Origin of the sequence: Ruegeria sp. HKCCA5426 (genome assembly GCF_013034585.1) — a bacterium.
Classification (GTDB): domain Bacteria; phylum Pseudomonadota; class Alphaproteobacteria; order Rhodobacterales; family Rhodobacteraceae; genus Ruegeria.
Genome location: NZ_WQGH01000001.1, coordinates 221,645 through 240,141 on the forward strand (window position 1 = coordinate 221,645; position 18,497 = coordinate 240,141).

21 protein-coding genes and 1 tRNA gene are annotated in these 18,497 nt (G+C 56.0%); 18 read left to right on the top strand and 4 right to left on the bottom strand.

The window, feature by feature from the left end:
- Nucleotides 1-17 precede the first annotated feature (17 nt).
- The gene (locus GOV87_RS01070) at nt 18-1,364 is read right to left on the bottom strand and encodes a capsule biosynthesis protein (RefSeq protein WP_171210534.1); all 1,347 of its coding nucleotides are present in this window, start codon (nt 1,362-1,364) and stop codon (nt 18-20) included.
- A 140-nt stretch (nt 1,365-1,504) separates the two neighbouring features.
- On the opposite strand from GOV87_RS01070, the gene GOV87_RS01075 reads away from it, so the two are divergent.
- The 6 genes from GOV87_RS01075 (at nt 1,505) to GOV87_RS01100 (ending at nt 5,404) form a co-directional block, all read left to right on the top strand.
- The gene (locus GOV87_RS01075) at nt 1,505-2,092 is read left to right on the top strand and encodes a riboflavin synthase (RefSeq protein WP_171210535.1); all 588 of its coding nucleotides are present in this window, start codon (nt 1,505-1,507) and stop codon (nt 2,090-2,092) included.
- 102 nt (nt 2,093-2,194) lie between these two features.
- Nucleotides 2,195-3,316: a 3,4-dihydroxy-2-butanone-4-phosphate synthase gene (gene ribB, locus GOV87_RS01080; RefSeq protein ID WP_171210536.1), complete on the top strand. Its 1,122-nt coding sequence runs from the start codon at nt 2,195-2,197 to the stop codon at nt 3,314-3,316.
- 2 nt (nt 3,317-3,318) lie between these two features.
- Nucleotides 3,319-3,870 carry a 6,7-dimethyl-8-ribityllumazine synthase gene (locus GOV87_RS01085; protein ID WP_171210537.1) on the top strand — a complete coding sequence of 184 codons (552 nt, stop codon included), beginning with the start codon at nt 3,319-3,321 and terminating at the stop codon, nt 3,868-3,870.
- On the top strand, nt 3,867-4,349 hold the full coding sequence (nusB, locus tag GOV87_RS01090; RefSeq protein WP_171121002.1) for a transcription antitermination factor NusB: 483 nt from the start codon (nt 3,867-3,869) through the stop codon (nt 4,347-4,349). The genes GOV87_RS01085 and nusB overlap by 4 nt, the downstream gene beginning before the upstream one ends.
- 59 nt (nt 4,350-4,408) lie before the next feature.
- Nucleotides 4,409-4,714, top strand: a complete 306-nt coding sequence (locus GOV87_RS01095) for a hypothetical protein (RefSeq protein ID WP_171121004.1) — start codon at nt 4,409-4,411, stop codon at nt 4,712-4,714.
- A 258-nt stretch (nt 4,715-4,972) separates the two neighbouring features.
- Nucleotides 4,973-5,404: an MmcB family DNA repair protein gene (locus tag GOV87_RS01100; protein WP_171122770.1), complete on the top strand. Its 432-nt coding sequence runs from the start codon at nt 4,973-4,975 to the stop codon at nt 5,402-5,404.
- A 4-nt stretch (nt 5,405-5,408) separates the two neighbouring features.
- Here GOV87_RS01100 and GOV87_RS01105 read toward each other — a convergent pair whose 3' ends face one another.
- Nucleotides 5,409-5,597 (bottom strand): DUF6324 family protein, encoded by a 189-nt coding sequence (locus GOV87_RS01105; protein WP_171122772.1) that lies wholly within the window; start codon nt 5,595-5,597, stop codon nt 5,409-5,411.
- 77 nt (nt 5,598-5,674) lie between these two features.
- On the opposite strand from GOV87_RS01105, the gene GOV87_RS01110 reads away from it, so the two are divergent.
- From GOV87_RS01110 to GOV87_RS01120, 3 genes are all read left to right on the top strand, one after another.
- Entirely contained in the window at nt 5,675-6,157 is a 483-nt protein-coding gene (locus tag GOV87_RS01110) for a GNAT family N-acetyltransferase (protein ID WP_171210538.1), read from the top strand.
- Between the two features lie 47 nt (nt 6,158-6,204).
- Nucleotides 6,205-6,281, top strand: a tRNA-His gene (locus GOV87_RS01115).
- Nucleotides 6,282-7,169: 888 nt separating this feature from the next.
- Complete coding sequence (locus GOV87_RS01120) at nt 7,170-8,024, top strand: hypothetical protein (RefSeq protein ID WP_171210539.1); 855 nt, start codon at nt 7,170-7,172, stop codon at nt 8,022-8,024.
- Nucleotides 8,025-8,058: 34 nt separating this feature from the next.
- On the opposite strand, the gene GOV87_RS01125 is transcribed toward GOV87_RS01120, so the two are convergent.
- Complete coding sequence (locus tag GOV87_RS01125; RefSeq protein WP_171210540.1) at nt 8,059-8,649, bottom strand: ProQ/FINO family protein; 591 nt, start codon at nt 8,647-8,649, stop codon at nt 8,059-8,061.
- Between the two features lie 559 nt (nt 8,650-9,208).
- On the bottom strand, nt 9,209-9,490 hold the full coding sequence (locus tag GOV87_RS01130) for a helix-turn-helix domain-containing protein (protein ID WP_254447288.1): 282 nt from the start codon (nt 9,488-9,490) through the stop codon (nt 9,209-9,211).
- A 213-nt stretch (nt 9,491-9,703) separates the two neighbouring features.
- On the opposite strand from GOV87_RS01130, the gene GOV87_RS01135 reads away from it, so the two are divergent.
- The 9 genes from GOV87_RS01135 (at nt 9,704) to GOV87_RS01175 (ending at nt 18,485) form a co-directional block, all read left to right on the top strand.
- A complete protein-coding gene (locus GOV87_RS01135) occupies nt 9,704-10,312 on the top strand; it encodes an NAD(P)H-dependent oxidoreductase (RefSeq protein WP_170559355.1) in 609 nt (202 codons plus the stop codon).
- Nucleotides 10,299-11,018 carry a glutathione S-transferase family protein gene (locus tag GOV87_RS01140; protein WP_170559353.1) on the top strand — a complete coding sequence of 240 codons (720 nt, stop codon included), beginning with the start codon at nt 10,299-10,301 and terminating at the stop codon, nt 11,016-11,018. The genes GOV87_RS01135 and GOV87_RS01140 overlap by 14 nt, the downstream gene beginning before the upstream one ends.
- Nucleotides 11,019-11,021: 3 nt before the next feature.
- On the top strand, nt 11,022-11,675 hold the full coding sequence (locus tag GOV87_RS01145; RefSeq protein WP_371813446.1) for a DsbA family oxidoreductase: 654 nt from the start codon (nt 11,022-11,024) through the stop codon (nt 11,673-11,675).
- Nucleotides 11,676-11,873: 198 nt separating this feature from the next.
- On the top strand, nt 11,874-13,064 hold the full coding sequence (locus tag GOV87_RS01150; protein ID WP_170576730.1) for a low temperature requirement protein A: 1,191 nt from the start codon (nt 11,874-11,876) through the stop codon (nt 13,062-13,064).
- A 97-nt stretch (nt 13,065-13,161) separates the two neighbouring features.
- Nucleotides 13,162-14,031 carry an ion transporter gene (locus tag GOV87_RS01155; protein WP_171210541.1) on the top strand — a complete coding sequence of 290 codons (870 nt, stop codon included), beginning with the start codon at nt 13,162-13,164 and terminating at the stop codon, nt 14,029-14,031.
- Between the two features lie 722 nt (nt 14,032-14,753).
- Complete coding sequence (locus tag GOV87_RS01160; RefSeq protein ID WP_170645299.1) at nt 14,754-15,530, top strand: helix-turn-helix transcriptional regulator; 777 nt, start codon at nt 14,754-14,756, stop codon at nt 15,528-15,530.
- Between the two features lie 114 nt (nt 15,531-15,644).
- Nucleotides 15,645-16,706: an ABC transporter ATP-binding protein gene (locus tag GOV87_RS01165; protein WP_170418116.1), complete on the top strand. Its 1,062-nt coding sequence runs from the start codon at nt 15,645-15,647 to the stop codon at nt 16,704-16,706.
- On the top strand, nt 16,706-17,662 hold the full coding sequence (locus tag GOV87_RS01170; protein WP_170389181.1) for an ABC transporter permease: 957 nt from the start codon (nt 16,706-16,708) through the stop codon (nt 17,660-17,662). The genes GOV87_RS01165 and GOV87_RS01170 overlap by 1 nt, the downstream gene beginning before the upstream one ends.
- Nucleotides 17,655-18,485, top strand: coding sequence for an ABC transporter permease (locus tag GOV87_RS01175; protein ID WP_170389182.1), 831 nt, complete (start codon nt 17,655-17,657; stop codon nt 18,483-18,485). Before GOV87_RS01170 ends, GOV87_RS01175 begins: the two co-directional genes overlap by 8 nt.
- Nucleotides 18,486-18,497: the final 12 nt, after the last annotated feature.

The window sequence follows — 18,497 nt, forward strand, 5'->3', positions numbered from 1 at the left end:
AGTCTTTTTTGTTTGCGTTACGCTATCTGTTTCTTCTCGCAACTTCCAGCATCAACCTGTTCGTTTCCTTCCACTATTCTTAACTGTGGCGTCTGAGTCTCTGTCACATCAAGGACCGAATGGTAAGGATCGTGCGGGCTGAGCATCATGTCTGTGACGCGGCGCAGCAACTGGCGCCGACCGTGTCTGGAATAGAAACCGCCCGGCACTTGGCAGGTTTTCAAAAGAAAGTCCCGATATACCTGATAGGCGTCGTGGTCGGGCGGATCAGGGCGCGCAAAGAACTCTGCAATAGGCTGTTCTGACACGAAATCCGGTTTGTCATAGACCGATGTGCCGAAGGTGCGAATAGAGATGCCACGCCACAAAACTTGCTGACCTGCTGTCGAGTTGATCGTAACTGCGGAATTCGCATCATCCAGCAGTTTCGCCAATTTTCCGCCCGGAACATAATGGACCCGATCCGCGATCCCGTATTTCTTGGCAAAAAAGCGGGTTTTGCGTCGCAAGGGTTCGCGATGGTTTTCCAGCGGATGCTCTTTTACGACAAGCTGGTGATGCCGGGGTGCGCCTTCTGCAAAACCTTGGATTGCATGTTCGAGAAAGTCGGACATGCAGGTGTAATCCGAATGAGTCTGAACCGAACTGTCATGCCCCAACTGAAGCAGGACCAGATGATACGGCAATCCACTTCTGCGTGCTCGCGCCGTGGCCCATCGCCGCTGAACCCTGTGAAACGGCATTAGCATCAACCGTTTAAAGTACAAGCGGAATTCTTTTGAGACCGGTAACTCTCGGTGCCGTCGGAAGTTGCTGTAACGATGGTTCAGAAACAAAAGGAACCAATGGTAGAGCGCGCCATAGAAAATGTGCTGCCGCATATCACCCCAATGCGACGGAGGCGGCGGCTTCGGCGCGTCAGAGCGATCCAGCGCCCGCTCCATCTGCCTGACATTCAGTGTCATCAGACGCGAATTGCCGTTGGAACCCGAACGCTCATAAGTGATCCACCATGGGCGAAGATATCCCTCTTCGAACACATGCACGGTGATGCCGCGGGTGCGCGCGATTTCGACCGCTTGGGCGTGGACGGGCCGGGTGTCTCCGTACAACACGATATCGGTGACGCTCAGGGTTTCGACGAGGTTGCAAAACCGCTCAGGCCATGTGTCGGTAGGGTCGAGGAAGGGAACGAAGCTGCTCCGGTCGAACCAGAACACCTCATCCCCGGCATTGAAACCCACGCGCCAGACCTTGGCCCCGGTTCCGCACAGCGCGCGACCCAAAGCGCTGAAGAACGGCCCATGTGGCCCCTGTAGGAACAGGAACACGCCGCCATCGGCGCCGGAATTGAGTGGTGGCATTGGTACTGCTCGTTTCATTTTGGTGCGGAAATTATGCCTATTTGTGTCTATCACGGCAAGGCGGGGCTTGCCCCTACAGTCGGTTACGCTTACCTCGGCTTGGAAAACTGGTCACAGGTTAGAAGCTGAGGGTTAAAGCAATGTTTACCGGGATCGTTACAGATGTTGGCACTGTTACCGAGTTGGACCAGCAGGGCGATCTGCGGGCGCGGATTAAAACGGCCTATGATACAGCCGGCATTGATATCGGCGCCTCGATTGCTAGCGACGGTGTTTGTCTGACTGTAATCGCGTTGGGTGATGACTGGTACGATGTCCAGATCAGCGCTGAAACCGTGTCGAAAACCAACTTGGATAGTTGGCAGGTTGGCAAGCGTGTAAACCTGGAGCGTGCTCTGAAAGTCGGGGATGAACTGGGCGGGCACATTGTATCCGGTCATGTCGACGGTGTGGCCGAAGTTGTCGCGGTGGAAGACGAGGGCGACAGCACCCGTGTAACTCTGCGTGCGCCTAAGGACTTGGCGCGTTTCATAGCGCCCAAGGGCTCGGTCGCTCTGAATGGAACGTCCCTCACAGTCAATGACGTGGCAGGCTGTGATTTTGGCATCAACTTCATCCCGCACACCAAGGAAGTGACGACTTGGGGCGGCGTTTCTGTCGGTGACAAAGTGAACCTCGAGATTGACACTCTGGCCCGCTATGTCGCGCGTCTGGCCGAAATGTCCTGACCAGACGCCGCGTTCTGGCCGGTTCGGGGCGTTTGCAGACTGGCCTTTGCGCGCGTGGTGGTCTATCCACCCGTGCAAACTTGCTCAGCGAAAGGCTGCCCAATGAGCTTTGAAACCCCCGGACCCGTCGAGGCGCAATTGCGCGACGCGATCAGCCCGATCGAAGAGATCATCGAAGAGGCGCGCAAAGGCCGGATGTATATTCTGGTCGACCACGAAGACCGCGAGAACGAGGGCGATCTGGTTATCGCCGCCGAGTTCGCGGATGCCGAGGCGATCAACTTCATGGCCACCCATGGGCGGGGATTGATCTGCCTGCCGATGACGGCCGAACGTGTGGACGCATTGGGCCTGCCGATGATGGCGGTCAACAACTCGTCGCGTCATGAAACAGCGTTCACCGTATCGATCGAGGCGCGCGAAGGTGTGTCGACCGGGATTTCCGCCGCTGACCGCGCGCTGACCGTGGCGACCGCGATCAACGAACAGAACACCATGGCGGCCATCGCCACCCCTGGCCATGTCTTCCCCCTGCGCGCCAAGCGGGGTGGGGTGCTGGTGCGCGCAGGCCATACCGAGGCCGCAGTGGATATCTCGCGCCTGGCCGGGCTGAATCCCTCGGGCGTGATCTGCGAGATCATGAAACCCGATGGCACCATGGCGCGGCTGCCCGATCTGGTGGAGTTCGCCAAAACCCACGACATGAAAATCGGCACGATCAGCGATCTGATCACTTACCGCTCGCGCAATGACAATTTGGTGGTCGAGGCCTCGCGGGAAACCGTCACCTCGGAATATGGTGGCGAATGGGAGATGCGGATTTTCACTGATCAGACCCATGGCATCGAACACGTCGTCATCGTCAAAGGTGACGTGACTACACCTGAGCCGGTTCTGACCCGCACTCACGCTTTGCATGAAGCGCCCGACATTCTGGGCCTTGGACCCAAATCCTCGCGCGAATTGCCGCGCGCGATGGAGAAGATAGCCGAAGAAGGCCGCGGCGTGGTCTGCCTGTTCCGCCAGCCGCGCAATTCGCTTTATGCCGCCGAGGACGAAGGCCCGCGCACCATCAAGCAAACCGGTCTGGGCGCGCAAATCCTGTCCAAGATGGGCATTCAGGAACTGGTGCTGCTGACTGACTCGCCCGAAACCGTATATCTGGGGCTCGACGCGTTTGGCCTGTCCATCGTCGGCACCCGCTCCATCCTCAAGGAAGACTGATCGTGGCTGAACAAGATAAACACGGCGTCCTGCCGACCCCGACCTTCGACAAACCGGTGAAGCTGCTGCTGGTGGTGGCCCCGTTTTATCGCGCTATCGCCGACAATATGGTCGCAGGTGCCAAGGCTGAGATCGAGGCCGCAGGCGGTACCTGCGACGTGGTCGAGGTTCCCGGCGCGCTGGAAATCCCGACAACCATCGCCATGGCAGACCGTCAGTGTAACTATGACGGCTATGTTGCGCTGGGCTGTGTCATTCGTGGCGAGACCACGCACTATGAAACGGTCTGCAACGATTCCAGCCGTGCCATTCAGTTGATGGGCCTTCAGGGTCTGCTGATCGGCAACGGCATCCTGACCGTCGAGAATGACGAACAGGCCGAGGTCCGTGCCAATCCAGAAAAGATGAATAAAGGCGGCGGAGCAGCCGCTGCGGCCTTGCATCTGATCGCGCTCAGCCTTAAGTGGGGCTCTTCCAAAAAGGGCGTGGGCTTCAAGCCGCCGTCCGAGTCCATCCTTGTGGCGGGCGACAGCAACGGACCCACGACAGCATGACCCAGACAGACGCGCCGAAACCGGCCAACCAGAAACGCCTGATGAAATCCGCCGCCCGGCTTTATGCCGTGCAGGCGTTGTTCCAGATGGAGCAGTCAGGCCAGACGACCGAACAGGTTGTGAATGAGTTTCTGGATCACCGGTTTGGCGCCGTCTATGAGGGTGAGGAAATGCTGGACGGCGATATCCGCCTGTTCCGTAAACTGGTCGAAGACGCCGTGAACTATCAGGCACCGATCGACCAGATGACAGACCGCGCGCTGGTTGCCAAATGGCCTATCGCGCGCATCGACCCGACCCTGCGCGCTGCGTTCCGCGCCGCAGGCGCCGAGCTGACCCAAAGCGACACGCCGCCCAAGGTGGTCATCACTGAATTCGTCGACGTGGCACGGGCGTTTTTCCCCGAAGGGAAAGAGCCGAAGTTCGTCAACGCAGTTCTGGACCACATGGCGCGCGAGGCCCAGCCCGAGGCGTTCTGACGCCTTTACGCAGGGCCCATATGCGCTAGGCTGAACGTCGGAGCGCAAGGAGGCCCGCAATGCCCAAACTGATCCGTCTGTATATTACTCAGGTTGCCTGGGGTTTCGCGATCTCGGCAGTGTTTGTCGGTGTCTTGCTGGCGTTTAACGTGGCCAACCTGCGCAGCCTCATCACTGGGTCGGATATAGGACTGATTGCGCTGTTGATGATCTGGTTCATGAACGGCATCGTTTTTGCCGGTGTGCAATTCGCTTACAAGATCATGAGCATGGCTGAAAAACCCGGTGGCCCGCGCCGTGGCTCGCCGGTTGTGCACAGCTTTGAGCCTGCTGTCGTTCGTCGGGACGCCCCTGCGGGGAAATAAGCTAAGCTTGGAAAAATGTGGCGGGACCGCCAGTCAACCGTGCGGTGTGATTCCCGAGGACCTGTATGTACAGGTGGGCGCCAGGTAATCAGGCCAGGACCTGAACAGAGCCAGCCCCCTCGGAATTGCTTAAGGCCACCAGAATGCTACCAATCACAAGAAGGGCAGAACCCGCCAAGGGTCTAACTAGGTGTTGCTGACTGGATAAGCAAGGGGAGGCGGGTTGATTTTTGTTCTCTAATTGTTCACATTCCCCGGATGGTATTGGACTTGCAGCCAGGACAGAAGCTTGCACGCGGTGTCGCGCGCCATCTCAGCGCGCATGGATTTGTTTCTGTTGAAGAGTTTGTGCCCGTGCGCGGGTTGCGTGTGGATGTCATGGGGCTGGGCCCCAAGGGTGAGCTTTGGGTGGTGGAGTGCAAGTCCAGCCGCGCGGATTATCAGTCGGATGCCAAATGGCAGGGCTATCTTGAATGGTGTGATCGGTTTTTCTGGGCCGTGGATACTGATTTTCCAACAGACCTGCTGCCTCAGGAAACCGGCCTTATTATTGCTGACGCCTATGATGCCGAGATTGTGCGCATGGCGCCCGAAGACAAGCTGGCCCCGGCGCGACGCAAGAAAATGATACAGAAATTTGCAACGGACGCGGCACGTAGACTGCACGCGCTTCGCGATCCAAGGCTTTGAAAGATCAACCTTTTACCGCGCGTGCGGCTTGCGCGGCGGCTCGGATTTCATCCGCAATCTCTTCGGCTTCTTCGGGGTCAAAATCCATCGGGACTTCCAGACCGTCGGCTTCGATGAACAGGCGCACCATGCCCTGATCGGTCGGGCCGATTTGCAGGTTGGCCTGAATGTCACGTTCGGTGTTGATGCCCATATTAGCCTCCGGAGATGAGCATTCGTGCTATCGCGCAAAGGCTTGAGAATCAAGACGCTGATGCGGTCAGATGCATTATGAACAATGCAAAGATAAGACCCTTTTGCGCTTTGGACGTGCCGTGGCTGGTTGAACAGCACGGGACCCTCTACGAGCGTGATGAAGGATTCGACGAAACCTTCGCACCGCTGGTTCAACGGATTCTTGAGGATTTCGTAGCGACCCATGACCCCGAGTTTGAGCGAGGCTGGATTGCCGAACAAGAAGGTCAGCGTTTAGGCAGTATTTTCTGCGTCAGACTGGACGATAGCACCGCAAAGCTGCGCCTGTTTTTTCTTGTACCAGAGGCGCGGGGAATGGGGCTGGGCAAACGACTGTTGTACACATGTATGGACCACGCACGCACTGTCGGGTTCGCTCAGATGTCATTGTGGACGCACGAAAGTCACCGCGCCGCCTGCGCGCTTTACAAGGCGACAGGCTGGCATTTGACTGGCAGCAAACCGGTCCATTCCTTCGGTGTCGATCTTGTCGAACAAAGCTGGAAAATTCGGCTTTAATCCTCTTGCATTCCCCGGGCGCGTTCGGTAAATCGCCCCTCACGAGTGCCGCCTTAGCTCAGTTGGTTAGAGCGCTGGATTGTGGATCCAGAGGTCCCCTGTTCAAGCCAGGGAGGCGGTACCAAAAATCCTCATATAAATCAGGCATATAGAACCAAAAGCATCCAGTGGTCCGGGCACATTGCGCTGGGCTACGGGACGATTATAGAACCCGGCATTTTCAGCAGGATCGCCAGTTTCAGCCGATTTTAGCTGTGCCGGGGCAGGGGCTGCCGTTGGGTGTGCATTGGGACTGACCGTGGTTTTTGCCGATGCACATCGACCAACACCGCCAGACAAAACCAACAAAGCCGAGTCCATCCAGTTCTGCGCTGTCCCCGGACTGTCTTCTGTCCATACGGACACCGGACCCCGGCATATCCCACACCGGGGGGTGTTTGTGGAAGGCAGAGTGTTTTTAACAAAGGGCTTTTGTAGCTGAAGGCATTGCTACAGTTCCATTCGCCCAGCGCGAACGGCACTGCTCGAAAATCCCATTCGGCCCCAGCGGGGCACCCTCCCGGTTGCACCCGCCAGCGCGCTGGTGGCACTAGCGACCCAAACACAGAAAATTTATAAATCTCGGACTTTTAGCACAGTATGAACAGCCATCCGAACTGCCCTTGGGCCGGTGCAGTTACTTTTGGTTGGTGCCGCAAAGCCCCTAAATCCAGTTCAGATCGCCTTGTTTTGCCGGCGAAATCGCGCCTCTCGCTTAGCTCGTGCCGATAAAACGGGTGATTGGGCGGTGAATTCGACCAGAGAGATCGGGTTCATAGTCGGTACGCCCGGTGCCAGTTCGGATCGCCTAAGTCTGTAGCCCACGCCTCGAACCACCTCTAAGTCTGTACGTTCCGCCGGGGCGAAAACGGAAAGTCGCTAAAAATGGCTCAATTTGAAATAAGTCGCTATTGTTGACCTGTCTTGGGCGGGTGCCGCGCACAGGCTATTCGAACAGTGAAGGAAGGCTTACATGACTGCGCATTTCGACGCCAAAAGGGCCGAATTACTACTGCAAGCTGGGGCACACCCGCGAGATATCCATCGCCAGTGCGGCGTCATCCCAGACGCGAACGGCAATATGGTTGCACCGAAAGACCATGCTCATGCTGAACAGCTTTTTGCAGCGGCGGAGCAGGGTGCAACAGCACCAACCACTGAACAGCCGAAGAAGAAAGGTCGCGGTGCTGATGCAGAGCGGATGCGGGAACTTACGAAAATCAGGATTGCCAAGAATGGTGGCGAAACCTGGCCTGTAGAAAAAACATGCAAGGCAATCGCTAAATCGTCCGGTAAAAGATGCCGCCGCCTCGCCATCAAAGGCGTTGATCATTGCATCTTGCACGGCGGCGGTCGAGCATTGGCCAAACGCGACGACGAAATCTTGTCGAACCCAAAGCTGCAGGGCACGAAGAAGTGGCAGGTTGCCCATGCAAGATGGTTGAAGCGGCAGGCGAACAAAGACACGCGATACCACCCGAAAGATGCCAAGAATAACCCTGACCGGGGCGTGATCGAATTGGCGGCTCAATTGGTAAAGAGTGCTGGGCAACTGCCAGCAAGCACCGTTATGGCACGGGGCCAGATCTATGCGCCGCTTGCGAGATTGCGCGAATACAAAACGGACGCAGCGGCGGCGATTGCAACGATTGCCGTGCTAAAGCCGCAGGAGGTTCAGTATGGTGGAATGTCTTCGATGTGTGCGCAGTATCTCGGCCTGACGGACACCGAATTAGCGCAGGCGGAACAGGAATGGCCTGCGTACTGCCGACGACCTGAATACATCGGCAGTGCGCGTGATGACGATGACGATGACGAAAGGTTCTGACACAACGCCATCACCGGCCCCTTGCACCAGACGGTTAACCACCGGCCTTTTTCCAACCATCCATCTTCCGTTGAAGCCGCTTTAACTTGCGCTGGGCGTCCTGTTGATGATCTGGATCCACAGGTTCGACGACATTGCCTTCAAGGCCATGGCGCTGGGCACCATCAGCAACCATCGCAGTTAAATAGTCGAAGCTGCGGATGTGGAACCCCAACGCCGTCTTTAACCGTTCCGGCGTCAATTCATGCCCATCAGGCAGGTCCTTTAGGATGTCGGTGTGAACCCCAACCTTCATCGGTTTTACAAGCCCTTTGCTAAACAGCTTTGGATACTTCCGGGCGAGGAATGCGATATCTCGCTTGTTCCGGGCGCAAAGCCTCTTCCATTCATCCGCCGTGTATTTGGGCTTGGGCTTGGGCTTGGCAGTTGCGCCTGGACCCTTGGGTCTGACGGCATCCGCCTTCGCCTTTTGCTGTTCAGGTGCCAGCTTCAAGGACAGTGTTCCAGTCCGTCGCTTTGGTTGATTTTCAGTTTGGTTTGCCCCGGCATTGGGTGTGGCAGCCGGTGCCGTTTTGATCGCCGCTTGCAGTTGTTCGGCAAAGGCGGTTGCTCGTGCCTTGTTCATGGGATTGGTCCCTTTCTTGCAGGTGATATTAGAGAATTGAGGGTCAGGTTACGGGGTTACAGGCACCCCAGATTTGGATGGACGGAAAAGCCAGTAAAACAAGGCGTTTGAGGGGAGAGGGGAGAGGAGTAGTAACCTAGGGTCAGGACCTATAAACGAACGACCGCTTCTCTAAACAGCGGACGTTGGCCGAAAACGGGGCAAGGACCACAGTGCGGACAAAGCGGAAATCGCAATGCATATCGACCGGTCTTTGCTGCCGCTTACTTGGCAAAGCCGCTGCCGCGGTGCGGCCGCCAAAGCAGCCGTTCGCTGTGGATACCAGAACCTAGTTCAATAAACCTAGTTTCCTGCGGGACAGCTGTTACGTCACCTGTCGGTTCAAATGGCACTGAGCGGCCGGCAGAAATTTGTTCGCACTACTTTCTTCGAAAAAGCAAACTCTTGGACTACTGTTGCAAGTAACCTTGTCACTTCATCCGCAAATTTGTGGAAACCTCGTTCGGTACGCAGTCAGAAAAACCCCAGCCTTCAGATCATTGAACACTGACTAAAGTCATCATTGTAAGCCGTTAGGCAGCTCTTCGCTCCACTTTCGAAGTTCATCAAGAAAACAAAGAGCAGTCTGACCAAACTCGGTCACCGAGTATTGCACTGAAACAGGTGACGTATCCATAACCTGCCGACGCACCAGGCCCTGCTCCTCAAGCTGACGCAATCGCTCGGTGATCATCTTCTTGCTTGCCCCGCCGATCATGCGCGACAGATCGTTGAAACGCACAGGACCATCTTTGAGGTGCCATAAGATAGACCCAGTCCATTTTCCGCCGATGATCCGCATACCGCGTTCGATTGCACATGGCTCCAGACAGGCCTCCGTGACCTTCCGGCGCCCCTTTGCATCCTCATCAATTCGTGCCCGCATCGTCGTCCTTTCGCCCAGATAGCTAGGTTACCAAAAGTATACTAGTTGATTTTCAACACCTGTACCATCAAATGCTCTCTGAGCCCCAAGAAAGTCAAGGGTTCAAGATTACACAAATAGGATATGGACATGAGCAAAATCCTGATCGTGAACGGTACGCAGCCCTACGACTTCGCCCCCGGACAGTTGAACGCCAGCCTAACAGAGCGCGCGCGCGACATGCTGACCGCAATGGGTCACGAGGTACGCGTGGCAACTGTCGCCGAAGGCTATGACGCGAATGCTGAGGTTGAGGCGCACCTATGGGCCGACACAGTCATCATGCAGTTTCCGGTGAATTGGATGGGAGTTCCGTGGGTTTTCAAGAAATACATGGATGAAGTTTACACCGCTGGAATGGATGGACGGCTAAGTACCGGTGACGGTCGGACGGCAGAAGCACCGAAGGCCAATTATGGGATGGGAGGCGCGCTGAGCGATAAGACTTACATGCTTTCAGTGACGTTCAACGCCCCGAAAGAAGCGTTTAACAATGAATCCGAGCCGTTCTTTGCCGGTGGCAGCGTCGACGACTTGCTGACGCCGATGCATCTGAACGCAAAATTCCTTGCCATGCAGCCCCTGCCGACCTTTGCTGCGTTCGATGTTATGAAGAACCCGGAAATCGACGCCGATTTCGCTCGATTTGACAAGCATCTGAAAACCACATTTGCCGAGGTTGAACATGTCCCAGCCTGATATCCATCTTTATACCGCCGGCACGATGAACGGCTACAAGCCAGTTATCTTTTTGGAAGAGGCAGGGATCCCCTACGACCTGACTCACATCAACTTTTCCAAACAGGAACAAAAAGCGCCGGATTATCTGGCGCTGAACCCGAACGGAAAGATCCCGACCATCGAAGACCGTTCGGAAGGGCGCGCGATTTTCGAATCCGGCGCGATCCTGTGGTATCTGGCCGAAAAATACGGAAAATTTCTGCCATCGGACCCGGTCAAACGGTCCGAGGTCATGCAATGGATGCTGTTTCAGGTTGGTCACGTAGGACCGATGATGGGACAGGCGATGTATTTCCAGCACATCGCCGCGCCCAATGGCCATGAAGAGCCGTTCTCAATCCGCCGCTACGTGGATGAAAGCCGCCGCTTGATGGAGGTGATGAACTCGCGTCTGGACGGGCGCGAATGGATCGCTGCAGACGAATACACCATTGCCGATATGATGCTGTACCCGTGGGCTCGTGCATATGTCTGGGCAAGGGTAGATGTGTCGGACCTGTCGCATCTGAATGCTTGGTTCGACCGCATTGATGCCCGGCCGGCCGTGCAGCGTGCGTTGACCATCCCAAAGGCCAACCCCCAATTCTGGGATGCCAACGCAGATGCCAGCGCCTTTGCCAAGGAAAACGCGTCGCGCTTTTCCAGCGATGTGAAAGGAACCTGAACCGTGCAAGCTGCTCTGCCCATTCGCGTCGATATCGTGTCAGACGTTGTTTGCCCTTGGTGTGTGATCGGCTACCACCAACTTGCCAAAGCCGCGCGCGACACCCAGACCAAACTGGATATCTATTGGCATCCATTCGAGTTGAATCCGCAGATGGCCGAGGGTGGGGAGAACCTGCGCGAACACCTGGCGGCAAAATACGGGACCACATTGGAAGGATCGATCAAGGCGCGTGCCCGCCTCACCGAGATGGGCGCAGCACTTGGGTTCACGTTCAACTACGCCGATGACATGCGGATGTATAACACCTTCCGCGCGCATCAGTTGATCAACTGGGCCACAGAGCAGGGCAAAGGCCACGAGATGAAGCAGGCCCTTTTTGCGGCCTTCTTTACGCACCGCGAGGATGTCTCGGACATGCAGGTTCTCGCCGACGCGGCCGCTGGCATCGGGCTGAACCGCGCCAATGCGCTGGCCATGTTGCAAAGCGGAGAACGGGCCGACGGCGTGCGCCAGAAAGAGGAGTTCTGGATCCGCCAAGGCGTTCAAGGTGTTCCGGCAATGGTGTTCGACCAACGTCACCTTGTAACTGGTGCGCAAGGCGAAGAAAACTACGCCCGCATCCTGATACATCTGCAAGATAACAGGGCCGCGTGAGGCCGGTGAGTACAGGCCCGAGTTGCGTGATTGCCGCGCGATTAGATTGATGTCGTCCGGCATGCCCTCGCTTAACAACCGTTACGGGGGTTGCAAGGTCTTGGTCTCCACGACAACCTTCGTCTTTAAATAGCAACTCAATCAAAGTGGCCGCATGCCGGCCACTACAGTCTGCCAACTTTCAAGAGTTTCCAATTTATGGCACTGCATGACCACCCCATGTGGCGAAAGCCGCAACATCATCAAGACCTCGACCACGCGCATGACCATGTCCACTGGGCCGAGTTGTTCTATGACCTGATCCATGTCGTGACGATATTCTTGCTGGGCAACTATCTGTCACATCACCTCGATCTGCATGGGTTTCTTGTGTTCGCCGGAGTCTTCATCACGCTCTGGTACGCGTGGGGTGAGCTCAGTATTTTCAACTCGATCTACGTCAGTACTGATTTCTGGCATCGCCTGGTCATGGCCGTGATGATCTGCACGGTGATGTTTATGGCCGCGGCGATCCCGGCCATCGACGGCAAAGGCTGGGTTTTCTTTGCGTTGGGTTTTGCCGCAAACCGGGGCATGATCGCGGCGTTGTATTATCGCGCCAGGCGGGCCAATTCATCAGGCGAGTCGATGTCGACGGCGCAGATCCGCAACTTCTCGGTCTTTGCAGTGATCTTTGCCATCACGGCGTTTCTTCCCGCACCACTTGCGTATTGGGTGTTTGCGGCCGCGATGGTTGCCACGCAGGCGATGTACATGATCCCCGGCGTCACTGTTCTGCGCTTTGAGCGCTTCGTCCCACGCCTTGGCCACATGGCCGAGCGGTTTGCCCTTTTGACACTGATCGTTTTAGGCGAAGGGTTCTTCAAACTGGTCGTCACTCTGTCAGAGAAGGGAATCTATAAAGTTTCGCCTGACGTTCTGGTCAACTTTGTTATCGGCGGCGTTTCGATGTTTGTGATGTGTTGGATTTATTTCGACTTTGTCGGTAATGCCAAACCAAAAGACAAAAAAGTGTCGACATTAGTAATCTGGTGGCTTGCGCATCTGGTACTGATGTTGTGCGGAGTCATGGTTGGCGTGGCACTTGCAGCGGAGGTCAAGGTCGGGTTTTGGGAACCTTACCCAACCGAATATGCAGCCATTGGCTGTTTTGGTCTTGCAGGTTACATAGCCATGCTTTGGGTGCTTCAGAACGTCATTGAGCACCGCTTGGCCTCAGACTTCGGGCGCTGGGATATCCGAGTGTTTGGGATCGTTCTGGCAATTGCCTGTTTCTATATCGTCCCACATGTTCCTTCATTGGTTGGTAACCTGATCTGGGGGACAGCTTTGCTATCACAGATCGCGATACCTTTGACGCGCGCATGGATGAAGTTCCGAGATGAGTGAGGTTGTGACAGATTCAAGCTATTTGAGGCAGAGGGTCTATTGGTGGCTGGAGCGCCCAGACCGGGCAGCCACAGGCCCTTGGTTGTTGGAAATAGCTTTGATCGCACTGATCACGCTGAACGTAGCTGCAGTTATCCTTGAGACGGTCGCTTCCATCTATGCTCGTTGGGGTTTCGCGCTTAACCTGTTCGAAGGCCTTTCCTTGTTCGTGTTCGTGGTCGAATACGTTGCCAGACTTTGGGTCTCGACCGAGAACCCAAGCTATAAAACGCGCGCCTCCTGGGCTGTGTCTCCGATCGCGATCATCGACTTACTGGCTGTGCTGCCTGCGCTGCTTTACCTGATCTTTCCGGTTGACCTGCGACTGCTTCGAACTTTCCGTATGTTGCGGCTACTCAAACTCACTCGGTACTCGCCTGCGCTCGGCATGCTTCTCGCTGTATTTGAAGAAGAGGCTGGCGCTTTTTTCGCCGGTTTCTTTATCTTGATGGTGATGCTGATATTTGCCGCAAGCGGTGCTTGGCTGGCAGAGCATGAGGTGCAACCAGATGCGTTCGGCTCAATCCCGGCGGCAATGTGGTGGGCTATGGCGACACTTACGACCGTTGGCTATGGCGACGTGACCCCGGTCACGGTCGCGGGGAAGGTCTTCGGAGCAGCGATCACGGTGATCGGCATAGGTATGGCCGCATTGCCTGCAGGGATCATCGCAAGCGGTCTAAATGACCAGTTGCACCGCCGACGCGCAAGCCTAGAGCGTGAATTTCGAAAAGCCCTAGAAGACGGCGATATCTGTGAGGCGGACGAGGCCGTTATTGACGCCGTTCGCAAGCAATTGGGCCTGTCGCGCCGCGCTGCTGACCACATACGAAATCGCGTGCATGCCGAAACGGTGCCGCAGGTCGATCGCTGCCCCACCTGTGGCCAACCGACGACCCAAAAAACCAAGCCTGTTTATGAAGACTGACTTTTCTGCGAAACACCTTCAATTGACTTGGGTCGGGCGTCCGCACCGGGCTCGACTCGGTCACCTGACCGTTTTTCTCAGGTGACTGGTTATTTGCGCTTAGCCGACGTTCGGGGTGAAATTTTCGAAACCCCGATCATGACCGGCTGCTTCGCGCAGGAGCGGACGGTGGCGAAAAACCAGGCTACGACCGAGATGCGGACGAAGCTGCCTCTTAGCCGGAGAGCGACATAAGCAGCAAGCGGCCCAAAGCAGTCTTTTTTGCAATTGACAGCGAAAGGCAGCTTCGAACACAAAGTGAGCTTTTGATAGTGGAGCGTTCGTCTCCAGCGACAGGAAAAAAGCCTCTCTGGTCGGGTATGCTGGCACAGTCGGTAATCTCGGATTAGACATACTAGGATTTTAGTTCACGGTTCCGTCGAGCATACTGGTTTCAGCCGCAACACGATGCTTTGCGGCGAACAAGAGTTCCTCAGAACTGGCGCAAGATGGCCAGAGGACGGCTAATCATTAGGTTAAGCCTTTAAAGAGAAATAGTTTAAAGTCATTTTTTTCCGCTTCTCCAACATTTGAAATCTTGTATCGGAATAGGTTTTGAGCTTTGATTCAGCAAGTCTGTGCGAAAATACGCCCCTCCCGGCTGATAGCTGCGCGAAAAGGTTGCCAAGTTAAATCCGGCTAGCCACATTGGGCAGGAAACGCCCTTTAGCCAGGTGGGATACTTGGGAAAGTCCGAAAAGCCAACTTACGCGGAAAACGTCGCCGGGGCGATCAGGGCTGTAGGCACGTCCAGTTTTATGCCGGAGTTGTTGAACCTCATGCGCGAGGCAACTTCGTTCAAGGGCGCGTTTGTCAGCCTTTTGAACCCGGGAAAAGCGCCCGAACATGTCTATGACAATGTGCGTTCGGAACGTCGCTCGGTTGTTGTCGACCGATGGCTTGATCGCGCCTGGCTGCTGGACCCATTTGTTGTTCGTTTCATTGGTGAACGCCACGAACCAGTGATGGTATTAAGAGACGTTACACCGGACAGGTTTGCCAATTCCGACTACTTTCGGATCTACTACAAATCCCTGTTTCTGACGGACGAGATCGGGGTGTTCGTAGCAATAGCAAATGGCACATTGTTTCTTTCTCTCGGTCCTTCCGAGGGAAAAACTCGGTTCACGCGGCGGGATGTCGAACGGTTGACTGACTTGCATCCGATCATATCGGCGCTTTGCGAGCAGCACTTCCATCGCAACCCCTCGGCAGGCCGACTCGACGAGAGCGAGGTCGATTTCGACGGGGTCATCGACAAGGTTTGCAAAGGTTTGACACATCGGGAGATCGAGGTCGTGCAGTTCCTTTTGCGCGGGCACTCGACGCGGTCCATTGCGCTTTTGCTGGATGTTTCCCCGGCGACGATCAAAGTGCATCGCAAGAACATCTATAGAAAGTTGCACATATCTTCCCAGTCTGCCCTGTTTTCAATGTTTCTGCATTCGGCAAACGATTAGTCGTACCCCTTTGGGGGTACAAATCACACCGCCCTTTGGAGGTATTCACAGGGTAAGTCTCCCGGCTCTAAGCTGATTCTACATATCAACAAGTTCGGGTGTCCGGATCAGACCATGATCGACGTAAAGAATGTGACAAAACGTTTTGGCGAAGGTCAGGCGGCCGTGACGGCTCTGGGGGACGTGTCGCTGACCATTCCCGCAGGAAGCTTTTTCACGCTTTTGGGCCCGTCAGGTTGTGGCAAGACGACACTACTGCGGCTGATCGCCGGGTTCGAGCTTCCAAGCGAAGGCGAAATAGCGCTGGACGGTGAGTCGATTGGCCATCTGGCACCCAACAATCGGCCCGTGAACACGGTGTTTCAGAATTACGCCCTGTTTCCGCACATGAGTGTGGCCCGCAATGTCGGGTTTGGCCTTGAGATGCTGAAAAGGCCGAAAGCCGAGATCGACAGCACCATCACCGAGATGCTGGACCTGGTGCAGCTGGGCGAGTTTGCAACTCGCCGGGTTGATCAATTGTCAGGCGGGCAGCAGCAGCGCGTGGCTTTGGCGCGCGCACTGGCGCCGCGCCCAAAGGTTCTGCTGCTGGACGAACCCCTTTCTGCTCTGGACCTGAAACTTCGCAAAGGAATGCAGAGCGAGTTGAAGCGACTGCAGCATGAGACAGGCATTACGTTTGTTTTTGTCACGCATGACCAGGGGGAAGCACTGGCGATGTCGGACCGGATCGCTGTGATGTCGGCAGGCTCGGTACGTCAGGTCGGCACACCGGAAGAGATATACACAGCCCCAAAAAGCAGATTCGTCGCGGATTTTATCGGGGACACCAACATCGTAAACGCTACGTTGCTTGGCTTTGACGGAGACGCGGCAAAAATCCGGTTTGGCGAAGGCAAACCACTCACGATTCACACTGCCAGCACCTTGCTCGAACCGGGCCCCGTACATGTCGCTCTGCGCCCCGAAACGATCCGTGTGGTCGAAGAGAGTGCCGAAACAGCGCTCTTACGTGGCGAGGTCGTGGACAGCACCTATTTCGGGGCCGGGTCGCAAATGCTTGTGCGGCTGGAAGATGGTGTCAGTGTTCACGTCCAGGTTTTCACTCCGCGCCCCGTCGGATCGCGCGTCGGGCTCGAATGTGACACCTCCATGCTGCATGTGCTGGAAGACTGATGGCCGGTGTTGCACATATCCCGCAGCCGGACGCCGCGTCGAAATTGCTTGCGGCGCAGGCCGAGCGCGCGCGTCAAAGGCGCAGAACGCGGCTTTTCCTGCTGGCCCCGGCGCTCGGGATTATCGGTATCTTTGGACTGTTCCCGCTCTCTATCGCCCTGGTTTACTCGTTCCTTGAACCCGGGACCTATGGCGGCGTTGAATGGACGTTCTCTTACGACGCCTATGTGCAGTTCCTGTTCGAGCGGGATATTTTTGATGACACGCTGACCTTTAACAGCGCCTATCTTCAGATCTTCGGGCGTTCCTTTGGTCTTGCCATCACCACTATGATTGGAACCCTGCTCCTTGGGTTTCCTGTTGCTTACTTTATTGCGGCCCGTCCGCAGGAACAACGCAATTTTTGGCTGTTCGCCATCACTCTGCCGTTTTGGACAAACCTGTTGATCCGTACGTACTCAATGCTTCTGATCGTACGGGACGAGGGTTTTGTGAACCTGACGCTGATGAACATCGGCCTGATCAGCGAGCCGATAGAGATGTTGTACACTGATGGCGCGGTACTGGCCGGGCTGGTCTACAGCTACCTGCCTTTCATGATCCTTCCGATCTATGCCTCGCTGGAGAAGTTCGACTTTTCACTGCTTGAGGCAGGGCATGATCTCTATGCCACACGCACGCAGGTGTTCCGCCACATCATTATACCGATTACCCGTCCGGGCATTGTCGCTGGCTGCGTTCTAGTGCTGATCCCGGCGCTTGGGGCCTACATCACGCCGGAACTGCTCGGCGGTGGTAAGAAACTGATGATCGGCAACCTGATTGCCCTGCAGTTCGGTTCGGGCCGCAACTGGCCCTTTGGCGCCGCTGCTGCACTGATCCTGATGGCAGTCGTGTTAATCGCACTTCTTGTCAGCTTGCGGGCAGGTGCTTCGAAGGAGAGTGGACATGGCTAAACTGTCGTCGCTCTTCCGGCCGTCGACAGACGCGCGCGAACTACGCCGGCAACCCCTGTTCACCGGCGTGTCCTGGCTGGTTCTGTTGTTCCTCTACGCACCGATTGCCGTCCTGGTCGTGTTCTCGTTCAACGATAACCGTTCTGTTGTGCGCTGGACCGAGTTCAGCTTGCGCTGGTACGCGGCGGCCTTGGAAAACGATGACATCCGACGGTCGGCAATGATCTCGGTACAGGTCGCTCTCACCGCGACCGTGTTTTCCACCATCATTGCCACAATGGCTGCACTGGCGACAACGCGTGGCGATTTTTATCGCGGCCGTTCTGCGGCTATTGCGCTCATAAACCAGCCCCTGATGATCCCCGAGATCGTCACGGCGATTGCGACGCTGGCCTTCTTTTCGATCCTGCGCCAGCTTACGGGTGTTACCGGGATCGGCTGGCTGATCCTCGCCCACACAGTTTTCTGCGTGCCCTTTGCTTACATGCCGATCCGCGCACGTTTGTCAGATTTGTCCGTGACTTACGAAGCAGCCGCCGCCGATTTGTACGCGACGCCCTGGCAGACATTCCGCTATGTGACGCTGCCTCTTTTGATGCCCGGTGTTATGGCGGGGGCGATGCTGGCCTTTGTAGTCTCTCTTGACGACGTCATCATCACGCTTCTGGTGGCCGGACCGGGTGAAACCACCTTGCCCATCTATATTCTGGGCCAAATCCGTCGCGGCGTAACGCCAGAGGTCAACGCCGTTTCGACCATCCTGATCGGAGTAACCATAGCCATGGTCGCCCTGACCTTCTTTCTGCAACGCAAACGAAAATAACAAGAAGCCCGC

What these genes read in the sequence shown, in the direction of transcription:
- GOV87_RS01095 (WP_171121004.1), top strand. Translation starts at nt 4,409, where the DNA reads ATGCCCAAACTGATCCGTCTGTATATTACTCAGGTTGCCTGGGGTTTC.
- GOV87_RS01120 (WP_171210539.1), top strand. Translation starts at nt 7,170, where the DNA reads ATGACTGCGCATTTCGACGCCAAAAGGGCCGAATTACTACTGCAAGCT.
- nusB (WP_171121002.1), top strand. Translation starts at nt 3,867, where the DNA reads ATGACCCAGACAGACGCGCCGAAACCGGCCAACCAGAAACGCCTGATG.
- GOV87_RS01175 (WP_170389182.1), top strand. Translation starts at nt 17,655, where the DNA reads ATGGCTAAACTGTCGTCGCTCTTCCGGCCGTCGACAGACGCGCGCGAA.
- GOV87_RS01075 (WP_171210535.1), top strand. Translation starts at nt 1,505, where the DNA reads ATGTTTACCGGGATCGTTACAGATGTTGGCACTGTTACCGAGTTGGAC.
- GOV87_RS01150 (WP_170576730.1), top strand. Translation starts at nt 11,874, where the DNA reads ATGGCACTGCATGACCACCCCATGTGGCGAAAGCCGCAACATCATCAA.
- GOV87_RS01130 (WP_254447288.1), bottom strand. Translation starts at nt 9,490, where the DNA reads ATGCGGATCATCGGCGGAAAATGGACTGGGTCTATCTTATGGCACCTC.
- GOV87_RS01135 (WP_170559355.1), top strand. Translation starts at nt 9,704, where the DNA reads ATGAGCAAAATCCTGATCGTGAACGGTACGCAGCCCTACGACTTCGCC.
- GOV87_RS01070 (WP_171210534.1), bottom strand. Translation starts at nt 1,364, where the DNA reads ATGCCACCACTCAATTCCGGCGCCGATGGCGGCGTGTTCCTGTTCCTA.
- GOV87_RS01105 (WP_171122772.1), bottom strand. Translation starts at nt 5,597, where the DNA reads ATGGGCATCAACACCGAACGTGACATTCAGGCCAACCTGCAAATCGGC.
- GOV87_RS01140 (WP_170559353.1), top strand. Translation starts at nt 10,299, where the DNA reads ATGTCCCAGCCTGATATCCATCTTTATACCGCCGGCACGATGAACGGC.
- GOV87_RS01165 (WP_170418116.1), top strand. Translation starts at nt 15,645, where the DNA reads ATGATCGACGTAAAGAATGTGACAAAACGTTTTGGCGAAGGTCAGGCG.
- GOV87_RS01100 (WP_171122770.1), top strand. Translation starts at nt 4,973, where the DNA reads ATGGTATTGGACTTGCAGCCAGGACAGAAGCTTGCACGCGGTGTCGCG.
- GOV87_RS01110 (WP_171210538.1), top strand. Translation starts at nt 5,675, where the DNA reads ATGAACAATGCAAAGATAAGACCCTTTTGCGCTTTGGACGTGCCGTGG.
- GOV87_RS01170 (WP_170389181.1), top strand. Translation starts at nt 16,706, where the DNA reads ATGGCCGGTGTTGCACATATCCCGCAGCCGGACGCCGCGTCGAAATTG.
- GOV87_RS01125 (WP_171210540.1), bottom strand. Translation starts at nt 8,649, where the DNA reads ATGAACAAGGCACGAGCAACCGCCTTTGCCGAACAACTGCAAGCGGCG.
- ribB (WP_171210536.1), top strand. Translation starts at nt 2,195, where the DNA reads ATGAGCTTTGAAACCCCCGGACCCGTCGAGGCGCAATTGCGCGACGCG.